This is a genomic window from Falsirhodobacter xinxiangensis, assembly GCF_004959935.1.
GTDB lineage: Bacteria > Pseudomonadota > Alphaproteobacteria > Rhodobacterales > Rhodobacteraceae > Falsirhodobacter > Falsirhodobacter xinxiangensis.
The window spans coordinates 1-12374 of record NZ_SMYN01000002.1 but is presented as its reverse complement, the minus strand read 5'-3'; the positions used below and the strand labels follow the sequence as shown (position 1 = coordinate 12374).

At 67.2% G+C, this 12374-nt stretch carries 14 protein-coding genes; 13 read left to right on the top strand and 1 reads right to left on the bottom strand.

The window, feature by feature from the left end; genetic code table 11:
- Window positions 1–592 precede the first annotated feature (592 nt).
- From E2K76_RS20730 to cobJ, 3 genes are read left to right on the top strand one after another with little or no spacing between them, the layout of a single operon-like run.
- Window positions 593–1222, top strand: a complete 630-nt coding sequence (locus E2K76_RS20730) for a precorrin-8X methylmutase (protein ID WP_246032879.1) — start codon at window positions 593–595, stop codon at window positions 1220–1222.
- 1 nt (window position 1223) lies between these two features.
- Window positions 1224–1937: a precorrin-2 C(20)-methyltransferase gene (locus E2K76_RS02220; protein ID WP_136682643.1), complete on the top strand. Its 714-nt coding sequence runs from the start codon at window positions 1224–1226 to the stop codon at window positions 1935–1937.
- Complete coding sequence (gene cobJ / locus E2K76_RS02215) at window positions 1934–2665, top strand: precorrin-3B C(17)-methyltransferase (RefSeq protein ID WP_136682642.1); 732 nt, start codon at window positions 1934–1936, stop codon at window positions 2663–2665. The genes E2K76_RS02220 and cobJ overlap by 4 nt, the downstream gene beginning before the upstream one ends.
- Here the strand turns inward: cobJ and E2K76_RS02210 are convergent.
- A complete protein-coding gene (locus tag E2K76_RS02210; RefSeq protein ID WP_136682641.1) occupies window positions 2641–3357 on the bottom strand; it encodes a cobalt-precorrin-6A reductase in 717 nt (238 codons plus the stop codon). The two genes, cobJ and E2K76_RS02210, sit on opposite strands and share 25 nt — an antisense overlap.
- Here E2K76_RS02210 and E2K76_RS02205 point away from each other — a divergent pair.
- From E2K76_RS02205 to E2K76_RS02160, 10 genes are all read left to right on the top strand, one after another.
- Window positions 3356–4522, top strand: coding sequence for a bifunctional cobalt-precorrin-7 (C(5))-methyltransferase/cobalt-precorrin-6B (C(15))-methyltransferase (locus E2K76_RS02205; RefSeq protein ID WP_136682640.1), 1167 nt, complete (start codon window positions 3356–3358; stop codon window positions 4520–4522). The genes E2K76_RS02210 and E2K76_RS02205 overlap by 2 nt on opposite strands.
- The gene (locus E2K76_RS02200; protein WP_169053184.1) at window positions 4519–4866 is read left to right on the top strand and encodes a cobalamin biosynthesis protein; all 348 of its coding nucleotides are present in this window, start codon (window positions 4519–4521) and stop codon (window positions 4864–4866) included. Before E2K76_RS02205 ends, E2K76_RS02200 begins: the two co-directional genes overlap by 4 nt.
- Window positions 4863–5645, top strand: coding sequence for a precorrin-4 C(11)-methyltransferase (gene cobM / locus E2K76_RS02195; protein WP_136682638.1), 783 nt, complete (start codon window positions 4863–4865; stop codon window positions 5643–5645). Before E2K76_RS02200 ends, cobM begins: the two co-directional genes overlap by 4 nt.
- Entirely contained in the window at window positions 5642–6946 is a 1305-nt protein-coding gene (locus E2K76_RS02190; protein WP_136682637.1) for a cobyrinate a,c-diamide synthase, read from the top strand. The genes cobM and E2K76_RS02190 overlap by 4 nt, the downstream gene beginning before the upstream one ends.
- A complete protein-coding gene (cobA, locus tag E2K76_RS02185) occupies window positions 6943–7653 on the top strand; it encodes a uroporphyrinogen-III C-methyltransferase (RefSeq protein ID WP_136682636.1) in 711 nt (236 codons plus the stop codon). Before E2K76_RS02190 ends, cobA begins: the two co-directional genes overlap by 4 nt.
- Window positions 7650–8375 (top strand): precorrin-6A synthase (deacetylating), encoded by a 726-nt coding sequence (gene cobF / locus E2K76_RS02180; RefSeq protein WP_136682635.1) that lies wholly within the window; start codon window positions 7650–7652, stop codon window positions 8373–8375. The genes cobA and cobF overlap by 4 nt, the downstream gene beginning before the upstream one ends.
- Window positions 8376–8442: 67 nt before the next feature.
- Window positions 8443–9228: a 3-hydroxybutyrate dehydrogenase gene (locus E2K76_RS02175; protein ID WP_136682634.1), complete on the top strand. Its 786-nt coding sequence runs from the start codon at window positions 8443–8445 to the stop codon at window positions 9226–9228.
- A 10-nt stretch (window positions 9229–9238) separates the two neighbouring features.
- Window positions 9239–9982 carry an acetoacetate decarboxylase gene (locus E2K76_RS02170; RefSeq protein ID WP_136682633.1) on the top strand — a complete coding sequence of 248 codons (744 nt, stop codon included), beginning with the start codon at window positions 9239–9241 and terminating at the stop codon, window positions 9980–9982.
- On the top strand, window positions 9979–11136 hold the full coding sequence (locus E2K76_RS02165; protein ID WP_220432161.1) for a patatin-like phospholipase family protein: 1158 nt from the start codon (window positions 9979–9981) through the stop codon (window positions 11134–11136). The genes E2K76_RS02170 and E2K76_RS02165 overlap by 4 nt, the downstream gene beginning before the upstream one ends.
- Window positions 11137–11373: 237 nt before the next feature.
- Window positions 11374–12009, top strand: a complete 636-nt coding sequence (locus E2K76_RS02160) for a TerC family protein (RefSeq protein WP_246032863.1) — start codon at window positions 11374–11376, stop codon at window positions 12007–12009.
- The last annotated feature ends 365 nt before the right edge of the window (window positions 12010–12374 follow it).

Here is a 12374-nt window from a genome sequence, read left to right as displayed (position 1 = left end):
GGATGGCGCACCGCTGGGCATTCCGCTGCAAGACGGCATGATCGAGGCGATGGTGCGATGGTTCCTTGCCGCGGGCGGCACAGGGCGGATGGCGGCGCATCTGGCGCGCGTGCCTTTGCCCGACACGTTGCGAGGCACCGAGCCGCCCGGACCAGAGGCCGATGCGCCACCCCCCGGCATCCGCCCCGAGGGCGTTCTGGTCGCGCCGGAATTCGGGCAGATCGAGGCAGAGACGCTCGCAGGTCTTGGCCCCCTTCGCCTGACCCCGTGGCGTATGCTGCTGATCGAAGGGGCGCGCGCGGTGCCGGAGGTTCCCGGGCTCGTCACCGATGCGCTGGACCCGCGCCTGCGCGTCGTCGCCTGCCGGGGCGCGCCGGGTTGCGCGCAAGCCATGGCACCGACGCAAACGATCGCGCGCACGCTTGCCCCCAAAGTGCCGCCGGGGCGGCTGCTGCACGTTTCCGGCTGCCCCAAGGGCTGCGCGCATCCTGCCCCTGCCTGGCTTACGCTGACCGCCCACGCTTCGGGTCTTGCCCTCAGACATGACGGCACGGCCCGCGATCCCGCACACATCCTTCACCCCCGAGGTTCCATGCCGCATATCTTCGAAACCGACGGGGCCGCGATCTATCGCCAATCCTTCGCCACCATCCGCGCCGAGGCCGACCTTTCCCGCTTCACCCCCGACGAGGAACCCGTCGTCGTCCGCATGATCCACGCGGCGGGGCTGGTGGGGCTGGAGCGGGACGTGGCCTTCACCCCGGGCATGGCGACCGCCGCGCGCGCAGCCTTGGCAGCAGGCGCGCCGATCCTGTGCGACGCGCATATGGTCAGCGAGGGGATCACCCGCCCGCGCCTGCCCGCTGGGAACGAGGTAATCTGCACCCTGCGCGCCCCAGGCGTGCCGGATCTTGCCGCGCGTATGGGCACCACCCGTTCCGCCGCCGCACTGGAGCTGTGGCGCCCGCATCTGGCCGGTGCCGTCGTCGCCATCGGCAATGCGCCGACCGCGCTGTTCCACCTTCTGAACATGCTGATGGACCCCGCCTGTCCCCGCCCCGCCGCGATCATCGGCTGCCCGGTCGGCTTCGTCGGCGCGGCGGAATCGAAGGATGCGCTGATCCAGGCACCCCCGGCACCTTCGCTGATCGTGCGCGGGCGGCTGGGCGGGTCGGCCATCACCGTCGCCGCCGTCAACGCCCTTGCCAGTCGGAGCGAATGACATGGCAAAGGTGATCTGCGCCGGTCTCGGCCCCGGCGATCCCGAGCTTCTGAGCGTGAAGGCCGACCGCATCATTCGCGGGGCGGCCCGCATCGCCTATTTCCGCAAGAAGGGTCGCCCCGGACAGGCCCGCCGCATCGTCGAAGGCATGCTGCGCCCGGATGCCGAGGAACTGGCGATGGAATACCCGGTCACGACCGAAATCCCGGTTTCCGATCCGCGGTATGGCGCGATGATGGCGCGGTTCTATGACGACTGGACCGACCGCCTTGCCGCGATGGAGGGCGAGGTCGTCGTGCTGTGCGAGGGCGATCCGTTCTTCTATGGCTCGTTCATGCATCTGCATTCCCGCCTTCAGGGCCGGGCGGAGGTGGAGGTGATCCCCGGCATCCCCGGCATGGCGGGGTGCTGGAACGTCTCGGGCGTGCCGATCACCTGGGGCGACGACGTGATGACCGTGCTGCCCGGCACCTTGCCCGAATCCGATCTGGCCCGCCGCGCGGCGGATGCCGATGCGCTGGTGGTGATGAAGACGGGGCGCAATCTGCCCAAGGTGCGGCGCGCGCTGGCGGCGGCCGGACGGCTGGAGGCCGCATGGCTGGTGGAACGCGGCACCATGCCCGGCCAGCGCGTCATCCGTCTGGCCGATGCAAAGGCAGAGGACTGCCCCTATTTCGCCATCGTTCTGGTTCCGGGACAGGGGCGCAGACCATGAGCGGCTGGGTCATCGTCGCGGGCCTCGGCCCCGGTGCCGAAGGGATGGTGACGCCCGACGTCACGGCGGCGCTGGACGAGGCGACCGACATCGTCGGCTACACCCCCTATGTCGCCCGCATTGCCCCGCGCCCCGGCCTGACCCTGCACCCGACCGACAACCGCGAGGAACTTCAGCGTGCCCGTCATGCGCTGGACATGGCCGCGTCGGGACGGCGCGTGGTCATCGTGTCATCCGGCGATCCGGGCGTCTTCGCCATGGCTTCGGCACTGTTCGAGGCGCTGGAGGCCTGGGACGGGCCGCCACCGGACATCCGCATCCTGCCCGGCATCACCGCGATGCTGGCGGCGGCGGCGGCGGCGGGCGCACCGCTGGGCCATGATTTCTGCGCGATCAACCTCTCGGACAACCTCAAGCCCTTCGCGCTGATCGAAAAGCGGTTGCGGCTGGCGGCAGAGGCGGATCTGGCGATGGCCTTCTACAACCCCCGCTCCAACGCCCGGCCCGACGGCTTTGCGCGGGTGCTGTCGATCCTTCTGGAATGCTGCGGGCCGGATCGCCCGATCATCTTCGCCCGCGCGGTATCGACCCCCGATCAGCGGATCGTCACGACGACGCTGGGACAGGCGGAGCCGAAGATGGCCGACATGCGGACGGTGGTGATCGTCGGAAATTCCGCCACGCGGACGGTCGGACGGTGGGTCTATACCCCAAGGGGGATGGCATGAAGGGCTTCCTCGACCGTGCGCACGACGCGGCGCGGGGGCAGCACGGGCCGGTCGATCATGATGACGCGCAGGCCAAGCTGCCCGGCGGCGATGATCTTCGCCTCGGCACCCGCCCCGCCGGAATTCTTGGCGACGACGATCTGCGTGCGCCAGTCTTGCAGCAGCGCACGATCGCCATCGACCGTGAACGGTCCGCGCGCGACCACATGATCGGCCCGCAGCGGCAGGTCCTTGGGTGGATCGACCAGCCGCAGAAGATAGGCGTGGGGCAGCCCCGCGAACGCGCCAAGGTTTTGCCGCCCGATCGCAAGAAAGACGCGCGACGGAGCTTTTGGCAGTGCAAGGGCGGCGCTGGCGATATCTGGCACACGCTGCCAGTCGCCAAGCCAAGCCGGACGCTCCAGCGCGACCAGCGGGATGTCTGCATCGTGGCAGGCGTCGATGGCGTTGCGGCTGATCTGCGCGGCGAAGGGATGGGTCGCGTCGATGACGCCCGTGATCCCCTCGGCCCGCAGGAACGCCGCCAGCCCCGCCGCGCCGCCGAAGCCGCCGATCCGCATCGGCAGGGGCTGGGCCACCGGGGCCGCCGTCCGTCCGGCATAAGAGAAGATCGCGGGGATGCCAGCACCCGCCAACGCGGTCGCCATGCGGCTCGCCTCGGTCGTGCCGCCCAGAAGAAGGATGCGCGTCATGGCTGATCCGTGGCTTTCGGTGATCGGTTTGGGCGAAGATGGCCTGTCCGGCCTGCCGGGTGCAAGCCTGCAAGCACTGGCGCGGGCCGAGTTGGTCTTCGGCGCGCCCCGCCACCTTGAGCTGGCAGGTGTCGGGGATCGTGGCCGGACCTGGCCGGTGCCGTTCGATCTGGCCCCGCTGCTGGCGATGCGCGGACGCCCCGTGGCGGCGCTGGTCTCGGGCGATCCGTTCTGGCACGGCGCGGGCAGCCCCATTGCCGAGGCGCTGCGCCCCGGCGAATGGGCAGCCTATCCGGTGCCGGGGACTTTTTCGCTTGCCGCCGCGCGGATGGGCTGGCGGATCGAGGCGACGCTTTGCCTCGGCCTGCACGCCGCGCCCTTCACACGGCTGCGCCCGCATCTGCGCCAAGGGTTGCAGGCAATCCTGCTGCTGCGCGACGCGGCGGCGGTGCGCGATCTGGCCGCGTGGCTGGACGGCGCCGATTGGGGCCGAAGCACCATGACAGTGATGGAGCGGCTGGGCGGCCCGCTGGAACGCCTCCGGAACGCGCAGGCGCATGGCTTCACGCTGGAGGGTATCGCCGCCCCCGTCGCCGTTTCGCTGGTGGCACTGGGGGGCGATGCGCTTGCCGCCGTTCCGGGGCGTGACGAAAACCTGTTTCACCATGACGGCCAGATCACCAAATCCCTCATCCGTGCCATGACGCTTGCCGCACTTGCGCCCCATGCGGGCCAGATGCTCTGGGATCTTGGCGCTGGGTCCGGCTCCGTCTCGGTGGAATGGGCACTGGCGGGCGGTCGTGCAGCAGCGGTCGAACTGTGCGAGGACCGCGCGGCGAACATCCGCGCCAATGCCCTTCAGTTCGGCGTGGACGACCGGCTGGCGGTGACGGTGGCGGCAAGCCTCGACGCGCTATCCTCGCTTCCGCGGCCAGATGCCATCTTCGTCGGCGGCGGCTTTTCGGCGGACCTGTTCGCGCGGCTTCCCCCGGCGCGGCTGGTCGTCAACGCTGTGACGCTGGAGACGAGCGCGCTGCTGGAGCGACTTCATGCGGCGCATGGCGGCACGCTGATGCGCATCGACATCGCGCGGGCGGAGCCGCTGGGCCGGTCGCAGGCATGGGCACCCCAGCGCCCGCTGGTGCAATGGGTGCGTGCGACATGAGCGTCGTGATCGGCATAGGCATGCGCACGGGCGCGGATCTCTCTTTGCTGGAGGATGCCCTGCGCGGCCAGCCCGTCGCTGCCCTTGCGACGATCAAACCGCGTGCAGAGGTGCTGGGGCCGCTGGCGATGCGTCTTGGCCTGCCGCTCGTGGTTATCGCACCGGGCGATCTGGCGAACGTTCCCACCCCCAGCGCGTCGGACCGGATCATGGCGCTCTATCGCTGCGGATCGGTGGCCGAGGCTTGCGCCCTCGTAGCGGCCGGGCCCGGATCGGTCATCGTTCAACCCCGTCTTGCCCTTGGCGGCACCACATGGGCTGCGGCCCGAAAGGCCCCTTTATGACCATCCATTTCATCGGTGCCGGACCCGGAGCGCCGGATCTTCTGACTCTGCGTGGGCGCGATCTGATCGCGGCATCGCCCGTCTGCCTCTATGCAGGATCGCTCGTGCCAGAGGGTGTCCTTGCCCATTGCCCCCCCGGCTGCCGGATCGTGAACACAGCGCCGCTCAGCCTCGATGCGATCGTGGCGGAGATAGCAGCCGCCCATGCCGAGGGTCACGACGTCGCGCGGCTGCATTCCGGCGATCTGTCCGTCTGGTCCGCGATGGGAGAGCAGCTTCGCCGCCTGCGCGCCCTTGGCATCCCCTACGACGTGACGCCGGGGGTGCCGTCCTTTGCCGCGGCTTCGGCGGCGCTGGGCGCGGAGTTGACCTTGCCCGGCGTTGCGCAGTCGGTGGTGTTGACCCGCACATCGGGGCGCGCCACGGCCATGCCGAACGGCGAGACGCTGGAGGCCTTTGCACGGACGGGCGCCGTTCTGGCGATCCACCTGTCGATCCATGTGCTGGAGCGTGTCGTGACCGATCTGCTGCCCCACTACAGCACGGACTGCCCGGTTGCGGTCGTCTGGCGGGCAAGCTGGCCGGACGAGCGGGTGATCCGTGGAACGCTTGGGACCATTGCAAGGCTTTGCGACGGGGTGGACAGGACGGCGCTGATCCTGGTGGGGCGAACGCTGGATCATGAAAGCTTTGCCGAAAGCCGTCTTTATGCGGGCGACTATGACCGACGCTTTCGCCCGGTGGGCACGGAGCCTCGGTTTCCGGAGTGCAGCGAATGACGCAGGGGCTGATGATCGCAGCCCCGGCTTCGGGCAGCGGGAAGACGACGGTGATGCTGGGGCTTGCACGGGCACTGTGCCGCAGCGGGCAACGGGTGCAATGTTTCAAATCCGGACCGGATTACATCGACCCGGCGTTTCACCGGGCAGCCACGGGTCGTGCCTCGTTCAATCTGGACAGCTGGGCCATGGGCGCAGGGCGTATCGGCGAATTGCTGGCCAAGGGGGCGGATGCGGATATTGCGCTCGCCGAAGGGTCGATGGGGCTGCATGACGGGGTGGCGGTGCCGGGCGCCCTGGGGACCGGGGCCAGTGCCGATGTCGCGCTTCTGGCGGGCTGGCCGGTGGTTCTGGTGATCGACGCCTCGGGGCAGGCCCAGACGGCGGGGGCGGTTGCGATGGGCATGGCGGCCTATCGCCCCGGTATCCGGGTTGCGGGCGTGGTTCTGAACAAGGTCGCCTCCCCCCGGCACGAGGCGCTTCTGCGCGCGGGGATGGAGCCGGCGGGGATCGCGGTCTTTGGTGCCCTGCCCCGCGACGCCGGGATCGGCCTGCCCGAACGGCACCTCGGTCTCGTGCAGGCGGGCGAGCATTCGGAGCTGCCCCGTTTTCTGGACCGGGCGGCGAATTTGATCACGGCGCATCTGGATGTCGCCGGCATGGTGGCAGCGGCAGGCTCGACGCCCCTGCGAGGCGAGGGCGAGCCGATCACCCCCCCGGGGCAGCGGATCGCATTGGCGCAGGATGCGGCCTTCACCTTCACCTATCCGCATCTTCTGGATGGTTGGCGGGCGGCGGGGGCGGAGATCCTTCCCTTTTCGCCCCTTGCCGATCAGGGGCCGGACAGCACGGCGGATGTGTGCTGGCTGCCGGGGGGATACCCCGAGCTTCATGCCGGACGGATCGCGGCGGCGGGTGGGTTCGCGGAGGCGTTGCGGAGGTTTGCCGCGACACGGCCCGTCCATGGCGAATGCGGCGGCTATATGGTCATGGGCGCGGGGCTGGAGGCTGCCGATGGCTCGCGTCATGCGATGGTGGGGCTTCTGGGGCTGGAGACGTCCTTTGCCAAGCGCCGCATGCATCTGGGGTATCGCCGCGCCGTGCTGGGCGCAGGCATTCCGGGGCATGAGGCGGGCGCGGTGCTTGCGGGGCACGAGTTCCACTATGCCTCCATTCTGCACCAGCCGGATGCGCCGCTTGCGACGGTATGCGATGCTGCCGGCGCTTCGGTGGCCGAGACGGGCTCGCGCCGGGGCCATGCGACGGGGACGTTCTTTCACCTGATCGAAGGTGCGTCATGAACGGCTTCGTCTCCTTCGTCTCGGCGGGTCCGGGCGACCCCGAGCTTTTGACGCTGAAGGCGGTGGCGCGGCTTCAGGCGGCCGATGCGGTGCTGTTCGACGATCTGGCCGCCGGGCCAGTCCTGTCCCATGCACGAAGCGGAGCCGACCTGATCGGCGTCGGCAAGCGTGCGGGGCGTGTCAGCCCCAAACAGGATCACGTGAGCCGCCTTCTGGTGGAGCACGCCCTGACGGGCCAGCGGGTCGTGCGGTTGAAATCCGGTGATTGCGGCATCTTCGGGCGGCTGGAGGAGGAGATGGATGCCCTGCGCGCCGCGGGCATCGGGTTCGAGATCATCCCCGGCGTGCCTTCGGCCTGCGCTGCTGCTGCGGCGGCGGCCATTCCCCTGACGCGGCGGCTGACGGCGCGGCGGGTGCAATTCGTCACCGGCGCGGATGTGACGGGCGACATGCCAGACCTCAACTGGCCTGCGCTGGCTGATCCCGCCGCGACGACGGTGGTGTTCATGGGCAAGCGCACCTTCGCCCGCATGGCGGCGCGGCTGATCGCCGAGGGGCTGCCGCCGGACACCCCCGCGATCTTGGCCGAAGGAGTCGGCCAGCCGGGGCAGCATATCCATCGCGGCACGGTAGCGGGTCTTGCGGACGATATCGCGGCGCGGTCCAGCGATCTTCCCGCGCTGATCCTCTATGGGCCGCTGGCATGACGGAGCTTATCCTTGTCGGCATCGGCACCGGCAATCCCGACCATCTGACCCGAGAGGCGATCCGCGCGCTGAACGGCGCGGATGTCATCCTCATCCCCCGCAAGGAAGACGCGACGGACCTTGCCACCCTGCGTCGCGCGATGCTGGCCGAGGTGCTGGAGCGTCCCGTTCCCCTGGTCGAGTTCGATCTGCCGAAGCGCGATCCGGCGATTGCGGACTATGCCGCGCGGGTGGCGGCATGGCACGACGCCATCGCGCAGGTCTGGGCGGGGGTTCTTCCCAATGGCGGTCGGGCGGCGATGATGATCTGGGGCGATCCGTCGCTTTACGATTCCACGCTGCGGATCGCGGCGCGGCTTGCGGTGACGGTGCGGGTGGTGCCGGGGATCACTTCGGTGCAGGCGCTGTGCGCGGCCCATGCGATTCCGCTGAACGACGTGGCGGGTCCGGTGCTTCTGACCACGGGGCGGCGACTGCGCGATTTCGGCTGGCCCGCGGGGGCGGACAGCGTCGTCGTCATGCTGGACGGGGAATGCAGCTTTCGAACGCTTGATCCCGCGGCGATCGACATCTGGTGGTCGGCCTATGCCGGGATGCCGCAGCAGGTTTCGCTGTCGGGCGCGCTGGCGGATGTTGCCCCACGGATCGTGGTGGCGCGGGAACAGGCGCGGGCGGTGCATGGCTGGATCATGGACATCTATCTGATGCGCCGAGCGCCCTAGTTTGCGCGCCTGTTACAACGTGGTGGTCAGGTCCCGGTGAACATCGTTCATGGGCATAGGGACCGTCATGATCTCCTCGAAAACTCTTGCTGGAAAAGTCGCCGTGGTGACGGGATCGACCAGCGGCATCGGACTGGGAGTTGCGCGCATGCTGGCAGAGCGCGGCGCGGCTGTGGTCATCAACGGCCTTGGCGACGCAACCGAGATCGAGACGATCCGCGCGCAGATCGAAACCGATTTCGGCACGCGCTGCCACTACTCGCCCGCGAACATGCTGAACCCTCAAGAGATCCGGGGCATGATCGAAACCGCGGGCGGCTGCGACATCCTCGTCAACAACGCGGGTATCCAGTTCGTCTCTCCGGTGGATGAATTTCCGGAGGATCGGTTCAACGCGATCATCGCAATCAACCTCGTCGCGCCCTTCCACGCGATCAAGGCCGCCCTGCCGCACATGAAGGCGGCGGGATGGGGGCGGATCATCAACATCGCCTCGGCCCATGCGCTGGTCGCCTCGCCCTTCAAATCCGCCTATGTCGCCAGCAAGCATGGCGTCGCGGGCCTGACGAAATCCGTGGCGCTGGAGGTGGCAGCGCAGGGCATCACCGTCAACGCGATCTGCCCCGGCTATGTCTGGACGCCGCTGGTCGAAAGCCAGATCCCGGACACGATGGCGGCACGTGGGCTGACGCGCGAACAGGTCATCGGCGATGTGCTGCTGGCCGCCCAGCCGACCAAGAAATTCGTGCAGATCGACGAGGTCGCGGCCTTTGCGGGCTTTTTGTGTTCGGACGGCGCAGCCTCGATCACCGGGGCCGTGCTTCCGATCGAAGGCGGCTGGACCGCGCATTGAGGAGCCGGAGATGAAACCGCAAGCCATCCGCGACGCCTATGCGATGTCGCTGACCAATCCGGCCTATCCCAAGGGGCCGTATCGGTTCTTCAACCGCGAATACGTCATCATCACCTATCGCACCGATATGGACGCCCTGCGCGCCGTGGTTCCCGAACCGTTGGAGGTGACAGAACCGCTGGTGAAATACGAGTTCATCCGCATGCCGGATTCGACGGGGTTCGGCGATTACACCGAATCCGGTCAGGTGATCCCGGTGCGCCACGATGGGCAGGACGGCGTCTATGTCCACGCCATGTATCTGGACGACGACGCCCCGATCGCCGGCGGGCGCGAGATCTGGGGCTTCCCGAAGAAGCTCGCCTCGCCCAAGCTGTCGCATGAAGGCGAGGTGCTGCTGGGCACGCTGCATTACGGCTCGGTCCTTTGTGCAACTGCGACGATGGGTTACAAGCACGTCGCCGTCAGCACGGACGAGGTTCGCCACGCGATGGAGAAGCCGAACTTCCTTGTGAAGATCATCCCGCATGTCGATGCGACCCCCCGCATCTGCGAACTTGTCCGCTATCACCTGACCGACATCACGGTGAAAGAGGCTTGGAGCGGGCCTGCCGATCTGCAACTGTTCCGCCATGTCATCGCGGACGTCGCGCGCCTTCCGGTGCTGGAGGTCGTCTCGGCCCTGCATTTCACCGCCGACCTGACCCTCGCGATGGGCGAGGTCGTCCATGATTACCTGGAGGATGCGAAGTGAAGGATATCCCCGAGGCAGGACGGTCGCAGCATATCGCGGAGATCCTGAAACCCTATCACACCATCGCGCTGGTGCTTCAGGGTGGCGGCGCGCTGGGCGCCTATCAGGCCGGCGTGTTCGAGGCGCTGCACGAGGCCGGGATCAGCGCAAGCTGGCTGTCCGGCGTGTCCATCGGCGCCATCAACGCCGCCATCATCGCGGGCAACAAGCCGGGCGATCAGGTGGACCGCCTGCGCGATTTCTGGGAAACCGTATCGAAACGCAAGGTCTGGGCCTTCACCCCCGAAGGCGACATTTTCCGCCGCTGGCGCAACCAGCACAGCGCCTTGATGACCATGACGGCTGGCCTGCCCGGCTTCTTCGCCCCCCGCCAGACAAATCCGTGGTTCGCAATGGCAGGCGCGGCGGGCGCGACCAGCTTCTATGACACGGCCGAGCTTGAGATCACGCTGAACCGTCTTGTGGACTGGCGCATCGTTAACAATGGCGAACGCAGGCTCAGCGTCGGGGCGGTGAACGTGGCGACCGGCAACTTCCGCTATTTCGACAGCGCGCTGGAGGAATTGGACGCCCGGCACGTCATGGCCTCGGGCGCGCTACCGCCCGCCTTCCCCCCGGTGGAGATCGACAACGACTTTTATTGGGATGGCGGCATCGTGTCGAACACGCCGCTGCAATATCTGCTGGAACAGGACACGTTGCGCGACACGCTGGCATTCCAGATCGACCTGTTCAGCGCGCGGGGCGCCCTGCCGCGCGACATGGGCGCGGTGATGACACGCCACAAGGACATCATGTATTCCAGTCGCACGCGGAACAACACCGACACGTTCCGCCGTCTGCACAACCTGAACCTCCGCCTGCACGACGCGCTTCTAAAGGTCCCCGAGGCGGATCGCAGCGTCGAGGAGAAGGCGTTTCTGCACCAGATGGAAGATGTGCCGCAGATCAACATCGTCCATCTGATCTATCAGCCGCGCATCTATGAAAGCGATGCCAAAGACTACGAGTTCTCGGGGATGTCGATGCGCGAGCATTGGGCCTCGGGCTACCGCGACACGGTCCGCACATTGCAGCATCGCCCTTGGCTGGAAAAGCCGCCCGAATGCGTGGGCATGACGGTGCACGACATTCACCGCGACGACCCGACCTGACCTGCACCTGCCCGGACCGCACCGCGATCCGGGCAGCGACGATCTTCAGTGGAACTTTTCTTCGGCCAGAGCCTCGGGCATGCAGCAAGTATATGCCCATCCAGCTGATTCATAATGATAATACTCCAGTCCCCAGTACCTTGCTGCGTCAGACTGTCGCAGTATTCGCTCGACAATGCCTGCGACATCGGGTCAGAGTGAGACGACATTCACCAAGAACCACCGCGGGTGCCCGATTTGACCCAAGACTTTCTGACAACGGAATTCTATGCGCTTTTGCAGGTGCTTTTCATCGACGTGGTCCTTGCTGGCGACAACGCGGTCGTCGTTGGGATGGCGGCGGCGGGGGTCGATCCATCCATTCGGCGCCGTGTCATCTTCTGGGGCATCGGCGGGGCTGTGGTCCTGCGCATTCTTCTTGCGCTTGTCGCCGTTCAGCTTCTGGCCATCGTCGGCCTGACCCTTGCGGGTGGTATCCTGCTGCTTTGGGTCTGCTGGAAGATGTATCGCGAGATTCGCGAGGGCGGCGACGATTCGGAGACCATGGACGCCGCCGCGCAGGGGCCGAAGAAGGGCTTCCGGCAGGCGATGATCCAGATCATCATCGCTGACCTGTCCATGTCTGTGGACAACGTGCTGGCGGTTGCCGGGGCCGCCCGCGAGCATGCCGAAGTGCTGGTCATCGGGCTGATCATCTCGGTCGTGCTGATGGGCGCGGCGGCGACGCTGATCGCGCGGCTGCTTCACAAGTATCGCTTCATCGCGTGGATCGGTCTTGCCGTGATCCTGTTCGTCGCGTTTCGGATGATTTATGAGGGCACCGAAGAAGTCGCCTGCGCCGGTATCCTTCCCGTGCTTTGCCTTGGCGACTGATGCCGGCATAGACAATCTAACTATCTCGACTGTGATTGCTGATCGCTGGCCCCACCGGTCTGACATCCCCGACGACCTCGGAAGCGAGAACCCAGACCAATGGCACCATTGCTGCGAATAGCGCAAGACAGGTCTCGCGTTCCGACGAGCGGCCGGGGCCAGCGGGAGTCGCATCGTCGTCAAGCATTTGGATAACTGCCCTCTGCGAATGCGGAATGCGACGCCATTCGCAGAGGCCGACGCGAGGGTTCCGATGATCGGCGGGAACATCGTGGCGAGGAAGCTAAGGTTCAGTGCTTCGTATATGAGTAACTGGCGACTGCCGTCAGCAGGCTAGGCTCCAGACCCATTGATTTCAGGCCTCT